Origin of the sequence: Alkalihalobacillus alcalophilus ATCC 27647 = CGMCC 1.3604 (assembly GCF_000292245.2) — a bacterium.
GTDB classification, from domain to species: Bacteria; Bacillota; Bacilli; order Bacillales; family Bacillaceae_D; genus Alkalihalobacillus; species Alkalihalobacillus alcalophilus.
Map to the genome: position 1 here is coordinate 1 of NZ_ALPT02000054.1, position 22,950 is coordinate 22,950.

The window sequence follows — 22,950 nt, forward strand, 5'->3', positions numbered from 1 at the left end:
GCAAGCAAGCTGGAATACAATAAAATAAATGTTTAAAGCAAAAGTAGGTGTTGATATGGAAAGTGAATTAACATACGGAATATTGATCGGAGTTGCTGTCCTTATTGCTTTTAGCTTTTTACTTGGAATTTGGACGGAAGGTGGCGACACAACCGAACCAAATCCACTTTTTTCTTTTAATGTCTAACAGGGGGAGGTCTTATCATGTATGGCCAAGACCCATTCGGTTCCAACCCTTTTTTTAATCAGGGCCAAAAGAAGAAAGAGTCTTTTGATAAGAATAAATATAAGCTTTCTCCTAATGAAATTGCTGTCATTACTGCTCTTTTAACAAAAGCATTAACGGTGCAATCGATCTTGATTGATCGTGAACAAACCGTTCAAATTTTATTAGAAGGTTCCTTAAAAAAACGTTCAGAACTCGATAAATTAATCGATGAAATCCGCGATGTACCAATTGGCGATTTTATTGCATCGCTTTTAAATCAAAAATAAAGTGGAATGAACGACTAATGAGTTCATTCCACTTTATTTTGGTGTTAAAAATCCATTTTCCAGCTAAAATAATCATTCTCTTTATTTTTTTCATAACTTAATTTTGCATTGAATTTATTTCCATTTTTACTTGTTAATCCTTTGACATAAACAACCTGATCTTTTAATAAATTTTTGACCATTGTTTTTGTCGGTTTCTTTTTCATCGTTTGCAAAAACTTATCATTTTTCCAAATAACAAACTTACAACCATTTTTCCAATTGCTGCAGCCGAATCCTTTTTTTCCTTCAATAACGGGATGCTGACAAATCGGACATTTCCCTAATACGTCAGTGGAACTTGAAGATTTCGCTTCTACTTGTTGAATGATTTGGTCTTGACCCGCTTTAATTTTTTCTACTGACTCTTTTGTAAACTTATATATAAACGAAAGAAATTGTTGTTTAGTTACTTGTTGTTTTTCCATATCGTAAAGAGCTTTCTCGAGCTTTCCTGTAAACGTTAAGTTAAACAACTGTGGGATCGGAAATGTTTCTACAAGTTCTTTTCCTAAAGAAGTACAAGTTAACGTTTTTTTATTTGTTTGAATATAACCAACATCTTTTAGTTTTTTTATGGTATCCGCTCGTGTCGCAGGGGTCCCTATACTAAATCCAGACAACACTTCTTCTACTTCCTCTTCGTCTTCTTTTATATGCCTTCCACACGTCTCCATTACTTTAAGTAACGTTTTCTCTGTATGTGGTTTTGGTGGCATCGTTTGATGTGTCGTTACATTACCTTTAACGACTGATACGATTTCATCAAGTTGAACATTTGGAAGCAATGATTCTTTCGTTTCCATCTTCTCAACTTTTTTCCAGCCCTCTTTTAAAACCACTTTTCCTTTTGAAAAAAAGTGTCCCTTTAATTCCACTCCCAAGATTTTGGTTTCAATAATCGTTTCTTCATATTCAAAAAGAGGCATAAATTGCATCACAAAACGATTTTTTATCGCGCTATATACTTTTTGTTCATCTGGTGATAACGATTTTGGCTTCACATACGTCGGTATGATCGCACTATGACTTTCAACTTTCTGATTGTTAAATACTCTTTGGGATTTTTTAAATTGGATTTCTTCTTGGAAAGGGTAATCTGTTTTAACTTTTGATAAAACATGAGCTGCTTTGCTAACGAGGCTTTCATCCAAAGCGATACTTGACGTTCGAGGATAGGTTATATATTTTTTTTCATACAACGATTGAGCGACCTTCAAGACTTTATCAGAAGTCCATCCAGAATATTTGCTCGTTATATACCCTTGTAAATTCGTTAAATTGAATAAAAAAGGTGGATATTCACGTTTATGATTTTTTTCCTTCTTAATAATTTTAGCCTTTTTTTCGGCAAGGCTGCTTTGTATCTCAGTTAAGTATGCTTTTTGCTCAAATTGCTCTTTTTGTTTTTCCTTATATATCCCACTATATTTCTCTGCATTAGTTGTTTCAAAGGTAGCCTGTAGCTTAAAATAATCTTCCGGCTTAAATCGTTCTATTTCTTTATCCCGATCGTAGATAATTTTCAAAGTTGGCATGATAACTCGTCCAATATTAAGAGCTTTGCCACGCCCCTTTTGATATTTTAATGTCGCAACAGAAGTTAAATTAATACCTATCAACCAATCGGCCCATTGCCTGCTAACTCCTGCATCTTGTAACGGCCTAAGCTTATCATTTAGTTCTAAATTCTGTAGACCATTCAGGACTTCTTCTTCTGTCCATTCATTCAATAATAAGCGTTTGACTGATTTATTTGTTCCTTTGTGATAAATAATACTATCGCCAATAATTTGTCCTTCCCGGTCATAATCACAAGCAGAAATAATCTCTGTTACATCGCGCCGATTCATTAATCGTTGAATCGTTTTAAATTGTTTCGCTGCTCCAGGATCTGATTTCTCCCTATTCTTCGGATTGGACTTAACCTTATATTGAAAGGATGTCGGTAAAAACGGGAAATTCTCCATTTTCCATATTTTCATTTTCTCCTCATAATCCTTAGCATCATACAACTGTAATAAATGACCAAAAGCCCACGTAATGACATAATCTTGTCCTTCAAAATAACCATCTTGTTTTGTCCGAATCTTAAGTGCATCGGCAATATTTTTCGCTACAGACGGTTTCTCCGTGAGGATTAATTTCAAATTTATCACATCCTTTCATCTACCTTCGATCATACGTTTAGATGAGCCAAACATCAAGAATAATTATGGAAAAAAAGAAAACTTCCCCTTCTTTGCTTAACATATAAAAAAGAAGCTGTCCCAAAATAGAGCAGCTTCTCCAATGATATTCATTTTATCTATATTTACGAAAGCTTCCACTTTCATTTTGGAATCATTTTAAATGCCCGCAATAAAAATTAAACTTACAGTTCCTACTATAAATAAGACAGAAAGAGTTTTTACCATTTTTCCTTGTGCCATTACCTTTTCCCCCCTAATGCACGATCAAAGACTATTATATAAACTTATTTATAAAAAATGAATCCTTTATTTAAATTTTTTATGAAAAATTGTTTAATTATAAACCCAACAAAGGAATAATAAGGGGAATCTAGTCTTACACCCTATTATTTCACTGACATCACTGAAGAAAAAAAGTTCCTCACATGTTCAATCAAATAAAAAAGAGTGTTTCACTAGGTTAAATATGTGAGAATATATAGTTGTTCAATTTTATATCCTTTGATATGATGACGATATTAAAAAGATCTTTACGATCCATTAAATAAGCTTAATTAATTCATTTTTGAGTGTCGCGAAGTCTTTTCCCACTTAAAGGAGTCCTAATAAGATGACAATAAATTTGACTATGAAATCAACTGAAGCCTATAGCCACTTTAATCGGCAAGAGTGGTCTGCCTTAGCTAAACCAAAACAGGCTGCGTTATCCAAACAAGAAATCGAACTTATGCAAGGGATAGATCAAATCATTTCCCCTGATGAAGTTACCGATATTTATTTGCCCTTATCTCATATGCTCTATATTCAAATGACTCATTCCATGAATCTTCATCATGAAATGAACTTATTTTTAAACCGAACAACTAAAAAAGTTCCTTTTGTCATCGGGATTGCTGGAAGCGTTTCAGTTGGAAAGAGTACGACCGCCCGTTTAATTCAGGCATTAATTTCACAATGGCCGACAAAACCAAAAGTCGATTTAGTGACGACCGATGGGTTTTTATTACCTAATGCAACGCTAAATGCTCGTAATTTGATGAAAAAAAAGGGCTTTCCTGAGAGCTATGACATCGAACGTTTAATTCATTTTTTAACTGATTTAAAATCTGGCTCCGCTTACATGGAAGTTCCGATGTATTCCCATTTAACTTATGATCGTTTACAAAACGAAGTACAAAAGGTTGAAGAACCAGATGTTGTCATTGTAGAAGGGATTAATGTTCTTCAAGTGAATAAAAAGAAGTCCAATATTCCAGAGGTATTCGTCTCCGATTTTTTTGACTACTCTATTTACGTGGATGCCGATGAAATGAATATTAAACAATGGTATATTGAACGCTTTAAATTATTACAAAACACAGCATTCCAAGATCCCTCTTCCTATTTCCACCGTTACCGTGACTTATCACCAACAGAAGCGGTAGCCTTTGCAACAGACATTTGGAATACAGTTAATAAAGTAAACTTAGAAAAAAACATTAAACCGACCAAATATCGAGCAAATATGATTTTGAAAAAAGGACCTGGCCACCGCGTTAGTGATATTCAAATAAAGAAGACGTAACATTTAATAAACAGTTGTTTAAACCAACAAAAAAGAGACAAGTAGTCGTCATAACTACTTGTCTCTTTAAAAGACTTATCTATCCTATTTATGTTCTATTTAAATGAAAATAATTGAACCAAAAAGTCAAACATGCGGCCCAAAATGCCTTTTGATTCGGCTGCTTCTAGGTCGATTTCAGCTTTTGTCTGAACAGGTTCAACATCAACGGTCTTTAAATCGACTCTTTTAATCGTGCGGTCTTCTTGTCCTTTTATTTCTAATTGATTACGTTGGTTTACTTCATAATCTACGCTTTCATCTAATAGCTGAGTAAAATAAAGATCCTTCTCTAAAAAGAGCTCTTCTCCATCCTCCCCCTGAAAACGTTTATCTTCTGGAAGCATTTTTGTATGATAGTTTTCAAACCCATAATTTAATAATTTCATCGTATCTTGATAAGCCATTTTTGCATTCGGTGCTTTTAATGTAACGGCAATAAATTCTTGATTATCACGCTCAGCTGAAGTGACCAAAGTATAGCCTGACTGACTAACAAAGCCATTTTTTACACCTGTCGTCCCTTCATAATCCCATAATAATCGATGATGGTTATAAATAGTCGTTTCCCAACCTTCTCCTAACCATTCTAATTCTTTAGTACTGACAATCTCACGAAAGGTTTCATTTTTCATTGCATATTGTGTAATCCTAGCCATATCTAGTGCCGTTGTATAATGTTCTTCATCAAATAGACCATGCGGATTCGTAAAGTTGGTATTTACAGTCCCAATTTCTTCAGTCACAAATTCATTCATCCGTTTGGCGAACGCTTCCTCACTGCCATCAAAATGCTCAGCAATTGCCGTGCCTGCATCATTACCTGAATTAATTAATAACCCTTGAACAAGCTTTTTTAACGTTACTTCTTCATCTTCTAATAAATACACCCTTGTCCCAATTACTTCCGTTGCTTCCTTACTAATCGTTACTATGTCATCTAGATTCCCTTGCTCAATCGCGATAATACCGGTAATGATTTTTGTAATACTAGCGGGATACATTTTTTGTGTAGAAAATTGCTCATATACGAGATCACCACTTGTTTGGTCGATTAATAATGCAACTTCACTATTTAACTGAAATGGTTTATTCGATTCTGCTTTTACGCCATTCCCATATATAAAGAAAGTGGAAAGACAAGCTACAATCATCAACTGTTTCATTATCCGCGTAACCAACAGAAGTCCCCCTAAAAAAAGATCTATCAATTAACTAGGTTAAAAGATAGAAATTACACAACGATAACAGTAAAATTACAATCCGATTACAATTAGGTTAAAAGGTACTAAATCTTTAGAACCATAATAAAAACCCCACTAAAAGTGAGGTTTTTTGGGTATATTACCCTTTAAATAGTTGAACGAACATTTTTCCGTAAGGGCCGCCATCAATGATTCCAATTCCTACTTCTGTGTAGTTAGAGTTTAAGATGTTTTCACGGTGACCTTGTGAGTTCATTAGAGCTTGATGAGCTGCTCCAACTGTTTGGTTCCCTGCAAGGTTCTCACCAGCTGTACGATAAGACACACCAAAATGTTGTAGCATATCAAAAGGTGAACCATATGTTGGTGATTGGTGATCAAAGTAATTGTTGTCAATCATATCTTGAGCTTTAACACGAGCAACTTTTGTTAACTCTTCATTAATTTTTAATGGAGCTAGCCCTCTTTGTTGACGCTCTTGGTTAACTAAATCAACCATTTGTTGCTCTTCAGCAGAAACAGAAGCTTTTTGCTCTTGCTCTTCTGGTTGTTCTTCAATTGTTGGTTGTTCTTCTTTAGGTTGCTCTACTTCTGGTTGTGGTTCTGGTTGTTTCTCTTCTTCTGGCTTAGGTGCTACTTCTTGCTCTGGTTGCTTTTCTTCTTCAGGTTGAACTTCTTCTTTTGGCTCTTCCACTTCTGGTTGTGGTTCTGGTTGTGGAGTAGTTTCTTCTTTTTCAGGTTGTGGAGCTACTTCTTCTTTTGGCTCTTCTTGCTCTTGCTCTGGTTTAGGGTCTGGAGTTTCTACTTGAACCGGTGCATTTGGTTTTTCAAATCCATCAATAAAGAAGAATTTTTTCCAAGCAAATGCTTCTACTTGATACCCGTTCAGAATCTGAGCAATTTTGGACTCAGCCCATTTTGATACTTCTTCACTATTAATATTAAGAGAGTTAACATAAGTAACTTCCTTTTTTACATCTGTAGTGAATGGTTTATAATGAGCATCTGCTTGTGCAGAAAACCCTGAGACAGCAATCGCTGCTGCCAAAAATGTCGTTGCTATGACTTTTTTCATTTCTGAAAACCTCCTGAAATTTTGTTTCATTTGTCTTGCATGAGTTGAATATTAGCATAGTTTTTTAGAAGTTGACTATGGAAAAAGATTCATATTTTCAGAGGTTGTTTTAGAAATATTTCAAGGCTTCTTTTCTTAGAAATCCATTCACCGCACAGCTTAATCATTTATTTGACTAAAGAAAAAGTCAGAAAGCTTCGCTGACCGTTAACGTTATGTTACGAAAACGTAATAATCGGTATGAAATTGTAAAAAAGTAGATTGAGAAGTATCATGACCTATAATAGCCCTCTTTTTAGGAGGGATTGGAAATTATTACGTCAGTTGTCTTACTATTATTTATGGTAGGCTAGACTTTGATTGTCATAGTTTTGTTTCTAATTATGGCAACTACTCTACTATTTATTAGGAGGACTTATTTCATGAAGAAATTAATGATTACTTTAACAGCCGCTTTTTCATTTGCTTTATTGTATTCAAATGATGCCCATGCAGCTGGAACACACCAAGTGAAAGCCGGAGAAAGTTTATACCTTATCGGTCAACAGTATGGGGTTTCCGTACAAGCTTTAAGAGAAGCGAATGAAAAAACGGGTGACATGATTTTTACTGGAGAGACATTAGCTATTCCTAGTTCTATTAGTGCAGCTGAAAAAGATTTACTTGCTAGATTAGTCCGTGCAGAGGCTGAAGGTGAACCTTATGCTGGAAAAGTTGCCGTGGCGACTGTTGTTTTAAACCGTGTAGCTCACCAAGATTTCCCTAATACGATAACAGGTGTTATCCAAGAGGTTACTCCAAGTGGGCATTATGCTTTTTCACCATATATGAATGGGGAAATTAATAAAGCTGCTGATGCTGAATCTGTTAGAGCCGTTAACGAAGCACTCGCTTTTAATGGAAAAGGACAAGGTTCGCTTTTCTTCTATAATCCAACAACAGCAACCAACCACTGGAATGCAACAAGAACAGAAACAATCCGTATTGGCGACCACGTCTTTTCAAAATAACTTAATAAAAAAATCCAGCAAATGCTGGATTTTTTATTTTTCTTCTGTTAAGTTTAAAACAAAGTATTCTTCATCAATATATTTCCCATTATATTTCATCGCTTTTTCTTCATAAGCAAAACGTTTAAACCCTTGCTTTTTATACACACTAATAGCTGTTTCATTTATTGATGCAACAACTAATTGAAGCTGCTCAACTCCAAGTTCTTTCGCCCTATCAATTCCTGATTGGAATAATTTTTTGCCTAAAGACTTGCCTCTAGCATCTTCCATGACATAAAAACGACCTAGCATTGCTTTATGCTCCATCTTTTTTAACGTATAAAGTTTTAACGAGATAATCCCTTTTAGCTCACCTTCAATAAATCCACCTAAAACAATATTGGACGGTGTTGTTAATTCTGACTGAAAATGGGCTGAGCTCTTTTCTTTTTGTTCTTCATAAGAGTCTGCAAATAAAAAAGGCTCTTTTTTTAATGCTTCTAACCTTATCTGACGGTATTGAATCCAGTCAGTTTTTTGTAAAAATCGAATTTCCATCTGGTTCTCCTTCTCCAAAGCTATACAATGCTTTGATCATGTTAAAATGTTTCATTTTTTTGAATAAAAGGAATAGTAATTGTAATAGAATAGAGGTGGTGATTATAATGAGCCGGTTAAGTAAAGTCTCTTCTATACGGGCAAATCGAATCCATGAGATGTATGTTCAACGTTTTTCAAACAGTCAAACGATTGCCGAAGTTGAAAGCATTTCTCCTATAAGACGAGCTGAAAATGAAACGACACCCATTTCAGAAAATAAGCTTATGGCCTACGATTTTTATTATAACAAACTCGAAGATCAATCACCTAAAACACTTAAGCAAATTCCACATACTACACCTAGTCCCAAAAAGGAAATATCCCCTGCCCTCACACATTTTATAACAAAACATAATCAAATTTTAGCTCATTTTAAAGAATACGATCAGCTTTATGGTACAGATTACACGAAAGACTTGATTGAATTATTTGAACTACTCGCCACTTAGCTAACGCTTGAAGTGGGAGATTCTTGGGAACAGAGCGTACTTGCCAGCGCATTTCTTTGCCAACAGAGGTTTCTCTTATGGACCAAGCTATCCCCGTCGATTCCTACGGTTCTGTCTGTTGTTTAAGCCAAGTCGAAGGTTCTTACCCCTTCGGCTAGAATATTTTGGCTGGCATTGATATCTCGATCGTGATGTTTATGGCAAATAGAACACGTCCAATCCCTTATTTCAAGAGATTTCTTTCCATCTTGATGTCCACATTCGGAACAGATTTGACTAGATGGAAACCACCTGCTTATTTTCACGATGGTTTTCCCGTACCATTTCGCTTTGTATTCTAATTTTGATACAAAAGCAGACCAAGATACATCCGAGATAGATTTGGCTAATTTATGATTACGCAACATTCCTTTGGTGTTCAAATCTTCGATACAGATCACATCGTGGTTTTTGATGATGTCTGTACTTAATTTGTGAAGGAAATCGTCTCGTTGGTTCCTGACTCTTTCGTGCAATCTGGCCACTTTTCGTTTTTGCTTCTGATAGTTTTTTGCATCAAGTAGATGAATACCTTTATTTTTGGCCTGTAACGCACGTCTTGAAAGTTTTCGCTGTTCACGTTTTAATTTCTTTTCCATTTTGGCTGTGAACGTATGATTGTCCATCTTGTGACCATCCGAAAAAAACGCAAAGTCCATGATCCCTAAATCTATACCGATAGATGAATCCGTTTTCTTCAAGGGCTGTACGTCTGTTTTGACTACAATGGATACAAAGAACTTTCCGCTTGGATTTCGTCTGACTGTAGCGTTCAGAATGCGTCCTTCAACCTCACGACTTTTGGCCAAGCGAACAAGACCCAGTTTCGGCAATTTAATTTTGTTGTCTACTATGGCAATGTTGCTATTTGTTTCTTTCGTAGTATAGGATTGTACCTGATTCTTTTTAGATTTGAAGCGTGGCGCTTTATTTTGTTTCTTGAAGAATCGAGTATAGGAATCAGCAAGGTTTTTCAGGGAGGATTGAAGGGCAATGCTGTCCACTTCTTTTAGCCATACGAATTCCTTTTTTAGTTGCGTTAATTCAGCCGAACAAGCATTGTAAGTTAATCCTTTGCCTGTTTCTTGGTAGGTATCGTTCCATTGCCCTAAAAAGCGATTAAAGACAAAACGAGAACAGCCGATGGTTTTAGCAATGAAGATTTCCTGTTCTTTGGTTGGATAGAGACGAAATTTGTACGCTTTGTTGATGAGCATTGTTTTCACCCCCAATAGGAATGTACGTTCTTATTATACCCTAACAAGAATCTCTTTGGCTACCGCCAACCGCCATTCATCTCCCCCTTATCGTTGGGCTTCTCCCTTCACACGATTGAAGAGGGAGTCTTCTGTCGGGAAATGATAAAAAGTTTAAACCGAAAATCAAATCTTTCATTTTAAACGGTAAAGATGACTTTCTAAAATTTGAGCCTTCCAAGACCTTTCAATCAGAGCAATCATCAAAAGTATTCACCCAATTAAACCTTTTCCAAGTCGAGTGTATCCAACTCATCCAACGCTTTGTCATAAAAGAAGTGGAACATTCCGCGTATTTTCCGCAATTAATTGCCGCCCATCAAGCAAAAGGAATGGTCATTGAAGCTTCTATTTAATTTAAAAGTAAACCATGCGCAAGGACTACTTAAATTGGAGTAGTCTTTTGTTTTGTCTACAAAAATGTTAATAGTAAGTAGGTGAATATCGAAGCTATTTTATAGAGCGAATTTATCCATTATCGGATCGTTTGACTTATTTGGTAATTCGTTGCTGTAATCTATGCTGAATTCGCCTTTGTTCAGCATAGAACGTGACTAGATTTTATATTTTACGCCGAACTCCACCCTTTTTCGGCTTATTCAGCTACTTCTCTTTTCTTTTTACGCCGAATTCTCCTTTGACTCGCTCTCGACGAGTTTTCTTTATCTTTCAAGGGGACGACTTTATAATAGAGAAGACTATAAATTATTCGGATTCGAATAGACTATACATTTGTTCGTTTACATAACAGGAGGAATTAATTTGATTATTATCCATTCCCATATACAGCTTGATTTTGATGGCTTTGCCTCGATGATAGCAGCAAATAAACTTTTCCCAGAAGCCAAACTCGTTTTACCCGAAAAACAAAAGCCTGAATTAAAGCAATTTTTAGCGATTCATCGTGACTCTTTTTCTTTTTTCAGTTCTAAAGAAATCGATTGGAGTAAAGTAGATACTTGTGTCGTCGTTGATACGGCAAATCCAAAAAGAGTAGAAATTCCAATAGAAAAGCTCAAAGAAGATGTGCAATTTATTGTTTACGATCACCATCCACCTCAAACGAACTCTATCCAAAACGCTAAAGAGCACATTGTACAAGTGGGGGCTGCGGTTACCCTTTTATTAGAAGAAATAATCGAAAATCAACTGCTGATTACTCCATTTGAAGCAACCGTCTTTGGCTTAGGCTTATATTCGGATACGGGTTCTTTTACTCACGACATCACGACAGCTCGTGACTTAGAAGCCGCGAGTTATTTATTTCATCATGGCCTTGATTTATCGATTATTACCCAATTTGTTCAGCAAACTTTTTCAAGTACAGAGCAAGAGTTATTCGAAGTCCTTTTAAATAACGGAGAAAAAGGACAAATAGATGGTACAAGCTATTACTTAACGTGTCATGAGCAAACAGAGTATATTAATAATTTATCTTTTTTAACCGAAAAATTAATGGATACGATTGATGTTGATGCCATTTTTTCAGTCGTCAAAATGGGCAAACATGTCTATGTAGTTGGTCGTGCTGAGGGAGAAAGAGTGAACATTCGTCCTCTTATTCAGAAACTGGGTGGAAACGGCCATGAAAAAGCAGCTTCTGCAACGATTAAAAATGGCGAAACTACTCGTGTAATAGAAAACCTTAAACAACAGTTACCAACGATTGTAAAGCCTGCGATTACCGCTAAACAAATCATGTCACAACCTGTAAAAACAATCGTTGAATCTGAAACGATTGAACATGCTTCTCTATTAATGCAACAATATGGACATAGCGGCTTACCAGTCGTAACTGAAAACGGGAGCTTAGCTGGCGTCATCTCTCGAAAAGATGTGGATAAAGCATTAAGACATGCTCTCGGTCACGCTCCGACAAAAGCTTATATGACCACCAATCCAGTCACTATTTCAGAAGACGATACGCTTGAGACGGTACAGGAAATGATGATTGAGCATAATATTGGGAGATTGCTCGTGTTAGCTAACAAGCAACTTAAAGGGATTATTTCACGTTCAGATATTATTGAAATTCTTTATAACCACAATTATCGAAGCAACTTACAAGAGCGTGCCGCCATTCATTCCGTTCAAAACGTATCAGAACATCTTCAGCAGTTATTATCCTCTGAGTTGTATAACCTTTTACGTTTAATCGGTGAAAAAGCAGATAAAGAAGCTCTGAATGCTTATTTAATTGGTGGTTTTGTCCGAGATTTGTTATTAAAAAAAGATAATAAAGATATTGACATCGTAATAGAAGGGGATGCTATCGCTTTTTGTCAAAAAATAGCAGCGATTATGGATGGGCATTTTCAAGAACATCCACAGTTTGGTACAGCAACACTGACATTACCTTCAGAGATCAAAATTGATTTTGTCTCAAGCCGAACTGAATTTTATACAGGACCAGCTGCCCTCCCAACGGTTACGTACTCCAATATTAAAGAGGATTTGGCAAGAAGAGATTTTACAATTAATGCGATGGCTGTAAAATTGAATGCTTCTTCCTTTGGGGAATTACTGGATTATTTTCAAGGGAAAGAAGACTTAGTGAAAGGCAAAATCCGAATCCTTCATACGCTCAGTTTTATTGAAGACCCTACTCGAATCTTTCGGGCCATTCGATTTGCCCATCGTTTTCAGTATCAACTAGCAACACAAACGAAAGAGTTAGCAAAAGCGGCCGGTTCTTCGTTAATGAAACTTAGTAAAACACGGTTAAGATCCGAATTAAAGCTAATTATAAAAGAAAAGGATTGGCCAATTCTTTTTAGAGAACTAAATGATTTATTTGTTTGGTCTCATATTTTCGAAGTGAGTCCTTCACCAAAAGCTTGGGAACTTTTTGATAAATTAGTCAAAAAAGAAGAAAAAAATGAATTTATCCTTTTAACTTCATTAGTTTTTGATCAGAGTTCGTGGTTTGAAAAAATGCAAGAGTTTGCTGTCACTAATGGGGAAATGACCTTTTTAAAGAATTTAAAAGAGATCAAAAATTGGCCATCTCCCTTAACTGTTGAAGAATTACATACGCGCGCTTGTGCTATTCCTGACCACACCTTATTATTTTTCTCCACCGCTCATAAAAACTTAAATCAGATTATTCAAGATTATGTAGATAAACGTAATCAGCTTGTCCCACTCGTTTCTGGTCATGACCTAAAAAATCTCGGCTTTAAACCAAGCCCAATATTTAGCCAGATCTTAATGGAATTAGAATTATTGCAGTTGTCAAATAAAATCACCAATAAAACAGCGGCGATTAAGTGGGTTAAAGAGAATTTCCAATTGCAAACGCCCTAACTATTTAACGTAAACTAGACTTCCTCTAAAAGGAGAGGACGTGAACGATTTGCCTTCACGTCCTTTCTTTACATAAGTCAATGAGCTAGTCTCATATGAATGCTTTATAAAGATTAAATGACTTTTTTTATTATCTTTGTTGTTTTCTAGTGATTACTTTTTACAGCAGCAGCAACAACAATGATGTTGGTGCCAATAATAGTTCATATGGTTGTGATGATGATTATAACCAGCATGACAGCCACAATTATAAGGACATTTTGAATAATAACCACATCGATAGCTATCATACTTTTCCTCGTGGTGCTTTTTCCAATCACACATATCATGCTTTTTATTCTGATGCTCCTTGCAATTACAGTGTTTTTTGTCGTGATGCTTTCTGCAATCATAATTATCGTGTTTTTTGTCATGTTGCTTACTACAATCACTTTTGTCGTGTTTTTTGTCTGAATAATCTTGGTAACAGTACTCATTCCAACGTGCACGATACATCGAATCCCTCCTTTCATAGTGATAATGTATAATATTTAAATTTGCTACCTTCCGTATGGATGATTATATTAATTTTCACAAAAATAGATATATATTCTTATGGCCTTTTAGATATTTACCTACCCACATCAAGTACATCTTACATAATCTATTTGTAGAGACTTGAAAGGAGTAGATAGATGGATAAGAGAGCAATTCCTCATGTAAATCTAATGAATAATAACCATCAGCCATCTTCAAAAAAAGTTGAAGGGATATTATGTAATGTTGGTACTGATTATGTTGATGTAAAGCTTGAAAATCAAACTGTTGTAACCGTCTTAAGAAATCATATTCGTAAAATAAAATGGCCTGACCGTAAATGTAATCCATGTTGTAATGAACATTCTTTCAAATGCGGGCACTCCTGTAACTGCGGGCACTCCTGTAACTGTGGACACTCTTGTAACTGCGGGCACTCTTGTAACTGCGGGCACTCCTGTAACTGCGGGCATTCTTGTGGCTATTCTCACCACTTTTCACATGGCGGTAATTCTCATCATGGAACCTCTGGACATACGGTGATTCCAGCATGTCATAAACGGGTTTCTTTACGACTAGCAGGATTAACTAATCATTTAACTTATAACCTTTTCAAACAAATTGGCTGTAAAGTCATTATTGAATGTTCTTCAGATTAAAAAAGGTGAGAAATTATCTCACCTTTTTTTAGTTCACCTCATTTTTATATAACAAATATCTTCTACATTAACGAGCTCAAGTTGTTCTTTTTGTTTCAGATAGAGCTGTCCATCTTTCGCATCAACCAATATTCCTCTAATCTCATCTTCATTGATGGCATGAGACTCTTCGCTCATTCTTTTTACGACATGGACGGGGCATTCAATAAATTGTAATAAATATAATTCTAAACTTAATCCAAAAAATAAATTTAGTAAATAAGGTTTTTGTGACACATACTCCCCAAAATGAAGCACTAACTGCCTTCTCATACATGTATCTATATCAATTAATGTATGACGGTGCCCCTCATGTGCTGTTTCATGCCTTTTTTGATTAGAGTCATGTTGAATAAAACAAATGTTTGTAAATGGAATAAACGTCCTCTTATCAAAATCAGTTATTAGGATAAAATTTTTCCCTACATCTTTTAATAGACCTTTTATTTTTAGCTCTTGATCCCCACACTTTACAGATACACTGACAAATGCATCAAGAATTTTTCGTAAGTGTTGACGTAATTCAAGCTGATTCTCCTCATCTGATTCATTGGCTAATGCAAGTAACAGTTGGTTAATTACTTCGATACAACTAATAAGTTCTTCATAATCTTCCGCTGTAAGACTCGTCGTAGGGGACGAGTATCGTGGAGATGGCAATCTTGCTGGACAAGCAAATGGCGTACAAAATAGATCATGATCATATTCTGTTATCGGAATACAGGCTGGACAATGAAAGGGCTCAGATAAACGATGGTGATTGTACTCATGATTACATCGATGATTAATATGATTATTCGCCATCACAAACCTCTCCTTCTACCTGCTTTAATGGTGCCAAACATGGATCGATTTCATCTAAAACTCTCATGATCCCCCAAACTCCAAGTTCTATATCCCAACGAATGTTTCCAGAACGATATAAATAGTCACCTGGAGTGTTAAAATAACTCCCTGCACCGTAACGCAGTTGGAATGTTTCCTGTGTCCCCACAGTACTTTGACCTCTTGTACTGGTAATTTCTGAATTTACATCGTCGACGCTTTGTGACCAGCGGTGACCATGAAGGACAAACGTATGGGCCCTTGGTTTATCAGCAGGGAAAATAAAACGAATCGTTATTTGGTCTCCAGGATAAGCATAAAAAATTGGGGTGGCCGGATCACCATGAACTTTTGAACTAAACACTTTTGAAATATCAGGATTCTCTCTTAAACGATGTAAAAAACGTTCTGCCCGATAATTGAAACCACGAGAGCCTTGATCTTCAAAGTCTTCCATTTCTTCTTCTAGTACAACACCAATTGGCTCTGGATCGATGATGACATTTCCTTTTTTGTCGACAAGGCGGGCCCCATCATGCATCACAATAGCAAACTCGCGAAACTCTCCTAACAAGGGATTTGAGATAACGACTTGATTGCCTTTGTCTGTTTCTTCACGTGTTTTCGGGTCAACATATACCGAGCCTTTTGGTTCCGTAATAAGCATGCCAAACGCTCCATGATGACGGTGGTTCCTGAGATCGGCCATATCCCATAAATTACAAGCTCCAACATCTTGGTCTACATACCAACGATACGTAATACTCTCCCCCGGACATATCGTTTGATCAGGATTAAAGCCAACTGTCGCTCCATCAGATCCTCTTACATCATAGGCTACTAATTGAGGATGTAATGAAATTCTTAAAGATGGAGGGAATGGGGCTTCTACTGGAACTTCTGGATAGCCATGAATATCTCCATGATGGAACTTATTGATTAGTTTGTTGTGTAAGGTAATCTCGACGTAATCTCCAACATTGGCTCTTAAGATAAGCGGTTCTGGATTTATTATTCCTTTTCTAACTGCTTCTTCATCTCTTGCAAGTATAAATATGATTCCAAAAGGATCGTGATCACCTTCTTTGTTGTAGACAAGATCAGTTTGTAAGGCTACAACCTCGTAGCTTTTTATAGGGACATCTTTAGGGACAGATTGACCAGGTGTGAGTGCTTTTGGTGGCAAATCACATGTTACATACGGCAATGGGGTCAATCGCTCCGGTGGACACGCTCGATCAGGTAAAGGGAAAAGAAACGGAACTTCGCTTTCAAAGGTGCGTAGTAAGCCCCAATTTCCTAACCAAATATCATCAATTCCACCATAATGGTAGAGCATATCAAAGTCACCTTTTCCCTCGATGGCAAATTCTGCTGTAAAAGATTCAGAAATTCCTAAATGCTGTTGTTGCGTCAATTCTGAATCTAAATCCCCACGTTCACGACGCCAGCGTTGACGATGAAGATTAAAACTATGCGATTCTTCTTGTGCCCCTTGGAAGAGACGTATCCTAACACAGTCCCCATTATACGTTTCTAATATTGGAGTAACAGGATCACCATGAACATACGAACTAAACACAAAGGCCGGATCACATTCTGGTGCCTTTAATCGAAATTGTAGTGGTTCATTTTTATAATTAACACCCATCACCCCTGGATCTTCATGAGATGAGGGAAAAGGCGGTGGATTTAATGGACAACCATCTTTATCAAACAAAAGTGCGAAATCATGAACAAATAAAGCCAGTTCACGGTAATCAGGAATGAGTGGGTTTGTAATTAATGCTTGTATTCCTGAATTAATTTCTTTTCCAGTTTTGTTATCTAAATATTCAGATCCTTTAGCTTCAATTATAATTCCACCAAACAAACCGTGCTGTTGATGAGCGTTTGCAAATAAATGATCATGGAAAAATGTCCCCTTTAATTCCACGTCTGCATACCATTGGTACCGAATCGTTTGACCTGAAAGTACCCCTGTATCATAGTTCCAACCAACATTAGCTCCATCAGAACATAATGGATCAAATTTTACGAAATGAATATGAGTCGAAGCTTCATACGTACGATTAATGAGTTGGAAAGTATTTCCACCTAAAGTTTCTGGCAATTTATTTGTAAACGTAATATGCACACATTCTCCTGCATTTGCACGAATAACTAAAGGCTCTGGTTCTTTTCTTCCTAAAAGCACATCTTCTTCATCCTCTGCTAAAACATAGAGCCTTGCTTCTGGATCATGCCAACCATTACGGTTATAAATAACAGGCATTTGGATGGCGACAATATGATACTCTCGTATTGGTGTAACTCCTTCGATACAAGGGTTCACAAATAAGGCTCCAGGTGCAGCATTCGCGGCAAACTGATTTATTTCAATTTCGGTCGGTTCACGTTCCCCTCTTCCAGAAACGATTCCAAGCGGTGGTCTTGGTGCTTTACAACCCACAATACCAGGAATAAAATTAGGAAATCCAGGGTATTCTGGAGTTGCTTTTGGTGGCAGAGGTCGCCCAGGTAAAGGTTGTAAAGGTTCGATCGGCACCCCGTTAGGATAACATTGACTTCCGTCTTGTAATGTATTAAATATCCGGTGCATCCCCCACATTCCGTCCATAAAATGAGGGTAGAGATGACAATGGATGATAACGTCACCAAATGCCTCTTGTAAACTTCCTGCTCCATATAAAGGAGAAATGGTGTACGAGTTTTGAGGGGAAATCGCTTGTGAATCGACTACTTCAGAGTCCTGATCCCTTTGCTCAAATAACCATTGGTGAACATGATAGTGAAAAACATGTGTTTCTTTTACTCCACCATGAATCACCCTTATTTTTAATGGATCACCGACATACGAGCGTAAAATTGGTGTGGCAGGATCGCCAAAAGTCCATGAATCATGATGAACCTCTTCCCCAGCACAATCCGGGCATACAACCCCTTCATGAAGGAGCTTCATGCGATTTCGTTCTGGCTCAGAGCGATAACTAATTAAGTGTGTACTGCTAGGCTGATTAAAATGAGGATCGATTGGTGTTTCTCCAAGAATATTATCGACTTCCATTTCGTCATGAAAATACCAAGCATATTCTCGAAAAGATGGTAATAATGGATTGTGAATATCTGCATACATCCCACTGTTGATCTCTTTTCCCGTTTTTGGATCTGTCCACCACGACCCTTTCGGTTGGACAAGTAACGCCCCAAATAAACCTTGAACATTGCTGCCTAACTCACTTGAAAGAGTATTTCCTAAATCAGAGAAAAAATGAATCCCTTCCCCGGCTACATGCCACTTATAAACTTGTGTTCCTCCAGGTGGACATGGTGGGGCTGTTGAATTTTCATTACATCCAACAAAAGAACCATCTGAGGTTTGAACATCATAGTCAGCACGTTGAATATGCATCGATGTCGCAAAGTCTAGCTTGTTCTCAAACAATATTTCAATTAGGTCGCCTGCATTAGCACGTATCGTTAAAGGTTGGACAAGCTCTTCTGGCATAAACGGATTACATTTAACCCTCTCTTTTACTATTTCTTCATTTTCCTTTAAAACATACATCATCCCATCTGGATTATGATCGCCAAAATTGTTGACGACAATTTTGATTGGGATTGCTACAATGTGATAACATCTAAGCAACTTCACTAACCTCCTTTCTTTATTACCATTTTTATGAATTTATTTTTGGAATACGTGGCCCGTCATTTTCAATATAAAACACTACAACATCATCAAGGTGAATTCGCATCACTCTTCCTTCTAATTCAGAAATATGAGTTGTTTCCACACAAATAAATACAAAGTCTCCTACCACTTTTTCTATTTGACCAATAACTAAAAACGGAAATTCAGCAATCATAATAAGGGCTCGACTTCCAATCGCTTCTGTAAATGCCTCTGTAACTACTTCATATCGAATTTCATTTATGGGACGACTTTCTAAACTCATTTGAACTCCTCCTCACATTTTTTATGGGATTGGAAATTGAATATCTGAATCGAACGGAACAAAATTAGCTATTAATTCCATTGGAAAACTTAATGGCGTAGGAAAACGGTAGAATGGGGCATTGCTCATTTTAATGATGACAGGGTCTAAGGTAATAAACCCATTCGTGACTTCCACTACCTTTCCCGTAAAAATCGGTCGAAATGTTTGCCCTAATATATTCAATTGGCTTGATTGCATCGTGATTAGTATTTCTTGACCAAGGACGTCTAAAAATAGATGATTTTCTGGTAAGATCCCTTCTGCTAAATCACCTTTAATCTTTTTATCTTCTCTGCCTTCCCATTTTACTTTTTTTGATTTATTGACTTTTTTAATCCTTTTCGTTTCTTTTGACGACTTAGCTCCTGAATAAAAGAACTCTTGATTGCTCATAATACCCTCCTTCATTTCAGTTATAATAAATCCATAGTTATTTACCTACTTCCATTTTATTTCTATGAAGTTTTTATTCATTTGTTACATATTCCCAATCAAATTTTATTTATTTTTCAAGGGTTTATTACAATTAAAAAAGCTTGCCGTGAACAAATGTTCACAACAAGCTTATCTACCTAGCTAAATTGGACAAACTCTTTAAAAACAACCGTTGCGTTATGACCGCCAAAGCCTAAGCTATTACTCATCGCGGCACGTACTTTTTGTTTTCTTGCTTTGTTTGGTACATAATCTAAATCACAATCTTCATCAGGAGTTTCATAATTAATTGTTGGTGGAATGATACCTTCACTAATGGCTTTAACTGTGAAAATTGCTTCCACACCACCAGCGGCACCTAATAAATGACCTGTCATTGATTTAGTTGAACTAATTGCTAGTTTATAGGCGTGCTCTCCGAAGACCGTTTTGGCCGCTAATGTTTCGTACTTATCATTATAGCCTGTACTTGTACCGTGGGCATTCAAATAGTCGATCTCTGTTGGATCAATTCCTGCATCCTCGATCGCCATTTGCATAGAGCGTGCTGCTCCTTCGCCTTCTGGTGCTGGTTGTGTTAAATGATGGGCATCACCAGTTGCCCCGTAACCAACGATTTCAGCATAAATTTTTGATCCTCGTTTTAAAGCACTATCTAAACTTTCTAAAATGATAATCCCTGCTCCTTCCCCCATGACAAAGCCATCTCGGTTTTTATCAAATGGGCGTGAAGCCGTTTTAGGGTCCTCATTTGTTGAAACTGCTTTTGCGGCACAGAAGCCGGCTACAGCCATATTCGTAATCGGAGCTTCTGCTCCCCCCGTAATCATCGCATCTGCATCACCACGTTGGATGACTTTGAACGCATCCCCAATAGAGTTTGTACCAGATGCACAGGCAGTTACCGAACATGAATTAATCCCTTTTGCACCTGTTGTAATCGACACTTGACCTGATGCCATATCAGGAATCATCATCGGAACAAAAAATGGACTCACACGGCGATAGCCTTTTGCCAAAAAGTTATGAAATTGTTGCTCATAAGTTTCCATTCCGCCGATCCCAGAACCAATCCAGACACCAACACGCCCAGCATTCTCTTCTGTAATTTCAAGGCCTGAATCCTTCAATGCCATAAGGGAAGAAGCAACCGCAAATTGAGTAAAACGATCCATTTTACGGGCATCTTTTTTATCAACAAAGATAGTTGGATCAAAATCCTTCACTTCTCCTGAAACGCTAATTGGAAAATTCTCAGCTGGAACTCTTGTTAATGAGCCAATCCCAGAAACACCAGCAACTGCCTGGCTCCACGTCGTTTCCACATCATTACCAAGTGGGGTAACGGCTCCTAATCCTGTAATTACTACTCGCTTTTTTTCCACTATGCTCTCTCCTTTATCTTCATTCAATATCTATTATTATTTTCCCCAAACGAGGGCGATTGCTCCCCAAACTAATCCACCGCCAAAACCAACTAAAACGACAGTATCTCCATCTTTTACTTTACCATTTTTTAATTCATCAACGAAAGCCATAGGGATAGAGGCTGATGAAGTATTTCCGTATTTATGAACCGTTTTCGCCATCTTTTCAATCGGTAAACCGAGACGTTCCCTTGAGGCTTCCATGATTCGAATATTAGCTTGGTGAGGAATAAGAAAATCAACATCCTCTTTGTTTAATCCTGCTTTTTCAATCACATTTAAACAAGACTCGCCCATCTGTCTTACGGCGAATTTAAATACTTCGCGACCGTTCATTTCAATGTAATCGCCTTGTAAGTTAATATGCATAGCCCCAGAACCGTCTGCCCCTAGTTCAAATGCGAGAATTCCTTTATCATCTGCTACTGGCCCAAGTACGGCTGCACCTGCACCATCGCCAAATAAGACAGCTGTATTTCGATCATTCATATCAGTTACAGAAGAAAGCTTTTCTACTCCAACGACTAAAACATGTTGATAAGCTCCTGTTTCAATAAATTGTTGTCCCGTAATGACGCCGTACATAAATCCCGCACAAGCTGCTGAAACATCCATAGCTGCCGCCTTTTTTGCACCTAAGCGACCTTGGATGAGGGCTGCTGTTGATGGGAATGGCATATCAGGTGTTACTGTAGCCACAATGATCAAATCCAAATCCTCAGCTTTTATCTCTGCCGCCTTTAATGCCTCTACAGCTGCATCGTAGGCCATATCAGATGTTTTTATCTCTTCTGGTGCAAAACGACGTTCTTCAATTCCCGTTCTCGTTTTAATCCATTCATCTGATGTATCTATTTTTTGCTCAAAATCGGTATTTGTCACAACATTTTCAGGAATATAACTTCCTAACCCTAAAATCCCAGCTTTTGGCATCCTTTAATTCCCCTTCCAAGTTGTACTTGTCTTTTCCAACCAATAATTTAGTACCTGCTACTAATAGTATATCAAAACTTTATTGATGTCTAGTAAAAATCCTTCAACCTGACCTTATTCTAGCCATTCAACTACTTCTTAATTCCTTATTTAAGAATAGGCATATGCCCTCACACAGGAATGGTTTTTGCCCATACACTAATGTGTGAAGATTAATTTAGGCATTTTCTAAGTGAGGAGGGGTAAAAATGTCTAAAAAGAAACAAGAACCAGTCAAAAGAGATTTATTTTCAGATTTAATGTTTGGACGCCCGCCAGAACCAGAGCCCGAGAAAAAGTCATCTTTTTTTCATACGGTGGAGCAATTAATTGTATTAGTGGACAAAATTGGGCCAGCTTTAGATAAATTTGTGCCAATTATCCTAATTGCACAGGCGTTATTAGAAGATAAATCAAGTGAAAAAGACGAAAAAAAAGAAAAAGAGTAAATAAAAAAAGATGGCTCATGTACGTATCATGAACCATCTTTTTAATTATTATAATTATGGCCTAAAATTCGGTCCGAATTGAGGGCCAAATTGGGGACCAAACTGAGGGCCAAACCCTGGTCCATAACCGGGTCCAAATTGGGGACCATAATTGGGCCCAAAATTCGGTCCATAGTTTGGAGCTGGGTAATACGTATTGCCACCAAAGCTATTAAAAAGTAAAGGGCCAATAGCAAGCCCGGCAACAAAAGGTAAAAGAGGAAAAAAACGTTCTTCTTGCCCTCCGTGGCGATACATCGATGGCTGATAAGAACGAGTCATAGGGTGATAGGACATAACGAACACTCTCCTTCATTTCGCTTTCTTCATTATGTTA

General features: G+C 37.1%; 20 protein-coding genes. 8 read left to right on the forward strand and 12 right to left on the reverse strand.

The genetic code is table 11. The features are described from left to right. Positions 1 to 55: 55 nt before the first annotated feature. Both BALCAV_RS23120 and BALCAV_RS14200 read left to right on the forward strand, forming a co-directional pair. Complete coding sequence (locus BALCAV_RS23120; RefSeq protein ID WP_268746816.1) at positions 56 to 187, forward strand: hypothetical protein; 132 nt, start codon at positions 56 to 58, stop codon at positions 185 to 187. Positions 188 to 204: 17 nt separating this feature from the next. Next, positions 205 to 495: a hypothetical protein gene (locus BALCAV_RS14200; RefSeq protein WP_003321295.1), complete on the forward strand. Its 291-nt coding sequence runs from the start codon at positions 205 to 207 to the stop codon at positions 493 to 495. Between the two features lie 44 nt (positions 496 to 539). Here the strand turns inward: BALCAV_RS14200 and BALCAV_RS14205 are convergent, their stop codons facing one another. Continuing rightward, complete coding sequence (locus BALCAV_RS14205) at positions 540 to 2,684, reverse strand: type IA DNA topoisomerase (RefSeq protein WP_003321296.1); 2,145 nt, start codon at positions 2,682 to 2,684, stop codon at positions 540 to 542. A 652-nt stretch (positions 2,685 to 3,336) separates the two neighbouring features. On the opposite strand from BALCAV_RS14205, the gene coaA reads away from it, so the two are divergent. Then, entirely contained in the window at positions 3,337 to 4,290 is a 954-nt protein-coding gene (coaA, locus tag BALCAV_RS14210; RefSeq protein WP_003322691.1) for a type I pantothenate kinase, read from the forward strand. Positions 4,291 to 4,385: 95 nt separating this feature from the next. On the opposite strand, the gene BALCAV_RS14215 is transcribed toward coaA, so the two are convergent. Both BALCAV_RS14215 and BALCAV_RS14220 read right to left on the reverse strand, forming a co-directional pair. After that, the gene (locus BALCAV_RS14215; RefSeq protein WP_003322692.1) at positions 4,386 to 5,510 is read right to left on the reverse strand and encodes a D-alanyl-D-alanine carboxypeptidase family protein; all 1,125 of its coding nucleotides are present in this window, start codon (positions 5,508 to 5,510) and stop codon (positions 4,386 to 4,388) included. 163 nt (positions 5,511 to 5,673) lie between these two features. Beyond that, the gene (locus BALCAV_RS14220; protein ID WP_040324044.1) at positions 5,674 to 6,609 is read right to left on the reverse strand and encodes a CAP domain-containing protein; all 936 of its coding nucleotides are present in this window, start codon (positions 6,607 to 6,609) and stop codon (positions 5,674 to 5,676) included. A 422-nt stretch (positions 6,610 to 7,031) separates the two neighbouring features. On the opposite strand from BALCAV_RS14220, the gene BALCAV_RS14225 reads away from it, so the two are divergent. Continuing rightward, positions 7,032 to 7,619 carry a cell wall hydrolase gene (locus BALCAV_RS14225; RefSeq protein WP_003322694.1) on the forward strand — a complete coding sequence of 196 codons (588 nt, stop codon included), beginning with the start codon at positions 7,032 to 7,034 and terminating at the stop codon, positions 7,617 to 7,619. Positions 7,620 to 7,652: 33 nt separating this feature from the next. Here the strand turns inward: BALCAV_RS14225 and BALCAV_RS14230 are convergent, their stop codons facing one another. After that, positions 7,653 to 8,159, reverse strand: coding sequence for a GNAT family N-acetyltransferase (locus BALCAV_RS14230; RefSeq protein ID WP_003322696.1), 507 nt, complete (start codon positions 8,157 to 8,159; stop codon positions 7,653 to 7,655). 107 nt (positions 8,160 to 8,266) lie between these two features. On the opposite strand from BALCAV_RS14230, the gene BALCAV_RS14235 reads away from it, so the two are divergent. After that, entirely contained in the window at positions 8,267 to 8,650 is a 384-nt protein-coding gene (locus BALCAV_RS14235) for a hypothetical protein (RefSeq protein WP_003322697.1), read from the forward strand. A 122-nt stretch (positions 8,651 to 8,772) separates the two neighbouring features. Here the strand turns inward: BALCAV_RS14235 and tnpB are convergent, their stop codons facing one another. Further along, positions 8,773 to 9,906 (reverse strand): IS200/IS605 family element RNA-guided endonuclease TnpB, encoded by a 1,134-nt coding sequence (gene tnpB / locus BALCAV_RS14240; protein ID WP_040324045.1) that lies wholly within the window; start codon positions 9,904 to 9,906, stop codon positions 8,773 to 8,775. A gap of 801 nt (positions 9,907 to 10,707) precedes the next feature. On the opposite strand from tnpB, the gene BALCAV_RS14245 reads away from it, so the two are divergent. Then, a complete protein-coding gene (locus BALCAV_RS14245) occupies positions 10,708 to 13,251 on the forward strand; it encodes a CBS domain-containing protein (RefSeq protein WP_003321967.1) in 2,544 nt (847 codons plus the stop codon). Positions 13,252 to 13,925: 674 nt separating this feature from the next. After that, positions 13,926 to 14,426: a hypothetical protein gene (locus BALCAV_RS22135; protein WP_136446080.1), complete on the forward strand. Its 501-nt coding sequence runs from the start codon at positions 13,926 to 13,928 to the stop codon at positions 14,424 to 14,426. Between the two features lie 33 nt (positions 14,427 to 14,459). On the opposite strand, the gene BALCAV_RS14260 is transcribed toward BALCAV_RS22135, so the two are convergent. The 6 genes from BALCAV_RS14260 to BALCAV_RS14285 all read right to left on the reverse strand — a co-directional run bounded on the left by BALCAV_RS14260 (position 14,460) and on the right by BALCAV_RS14285 (position 22,086). Continuing rightward, a complete protein-coding gene (locus BALCAV_RS14260) occupies positions 14,460 to 15,269 on the reverse strand; it encodes a hypothetical protein (RefSeq protein WP_003321964.1) in 810 nt (269 codons plus the stop codon). Beyond that, the gene (locus tag BALCAV_RS14265) at positions 15,259 to 18,939 is read right to left on the reverse strand and encodes a multicopper oxidase domain-containing protein (protein ID WP_003321963.1); all 3,681 of its coding nucleotides are present in this window, start codon (positions 18,937 to 18,939) and stop codon (positions 15,259 to 15,261) included. Before BALCAV_RS14265 ends, BALCAV_RS14260 begins: the two co-directional genes overlap by 11 nt. A gap of 31 nt (positions 18,940 to 18,970) precedes the next feature. Beyond that, the gene (locus BALCAV_RS14270) at positions 18,971 to 19,249 is read right to left on the reverse strand and encodes a hypothetical protein (RefSeq protein WP_003321962.1); all 279 of its coding nucleotides are present in this window, start codon (positions 19,247 to 19,249) and stop codon (positions 18,971 to 18,973) included. A 21-nt stretch (positions 19,250 to 19,270) separates the two neighbouring features. Next, positions 19,271 to 19,684 carry a hypothetical protein gene (locus BALCAV_RS14275; RefSeq protein ID WP_003321961.1) on the reverse strand — a complete coding sequence of 138 codons (414 nt, stop codon included), beginning with the start codon at positions 19,682 to 19,684 and terminating at the stop codon, positions 19,271 to 19,273. Between the two features lie 179 nt (positions 19,685 to 19,863). Next, positions 19,864 to 21,111: a beta-ketoacyl-ACP synthase II gene (fabF, locus tag BALCAV_RS14280; RefSeq protein ID WP_003321960.1), complete on the reverse strand. Its 1,248-nt coding sequence runs from the start codon at positions 21,109 to 21,111 to the stop codon at positions 19,864 to 19,866. Positions 21,112 to 21,147: 36 nt separating this feature from the next. Then, on the reverse strand, positions 21,148 to 22,086 hold the full coding sequence (locus BALCAV_RS14285; protein WP_003321959.1) for a beta-ketoacyl-ACP synthase III: 939 nt from the start codon (positions 22,084 to 22,086) through the stop codon (positions 21,148 to 21,150). Positions 22,087 to 22,334: 248 nt separating this feature from the next. Between BALCAV_RS14285 and BALCAV_RS14290 the strand changes: the two genes are divergently transcribed. Further along, positions 22,335 to 22,574, forward strand: coding sequence for a hypothetical protein (locus BALCAV_RS14290; RefSeq protein WP_003321958.1), 240 nt, complete (start codon positions 22,335 to 22,337; stop codon positions 22,572 to 22,574). A 54-nt stretch (positions 22,575 to 22,628) separates the two neighbouring features. Here the strand turns inward: BALCAV_RS14290 and BALCAV_RS14295 are convergent, their stop codons facing one another. Further along, a complete protein-coding gene (locus BALCAV_RS14295) occupies positions 22,629 to 22,910 on the reverse strand; it encodes a hypothetical protein (RefSeq protein WP_003321957.1) in 282 nt (93 codons plus the stop codon). Between the last annotated feature and the right edge of the window lie 40 nt (positions 22,911 to 22,950).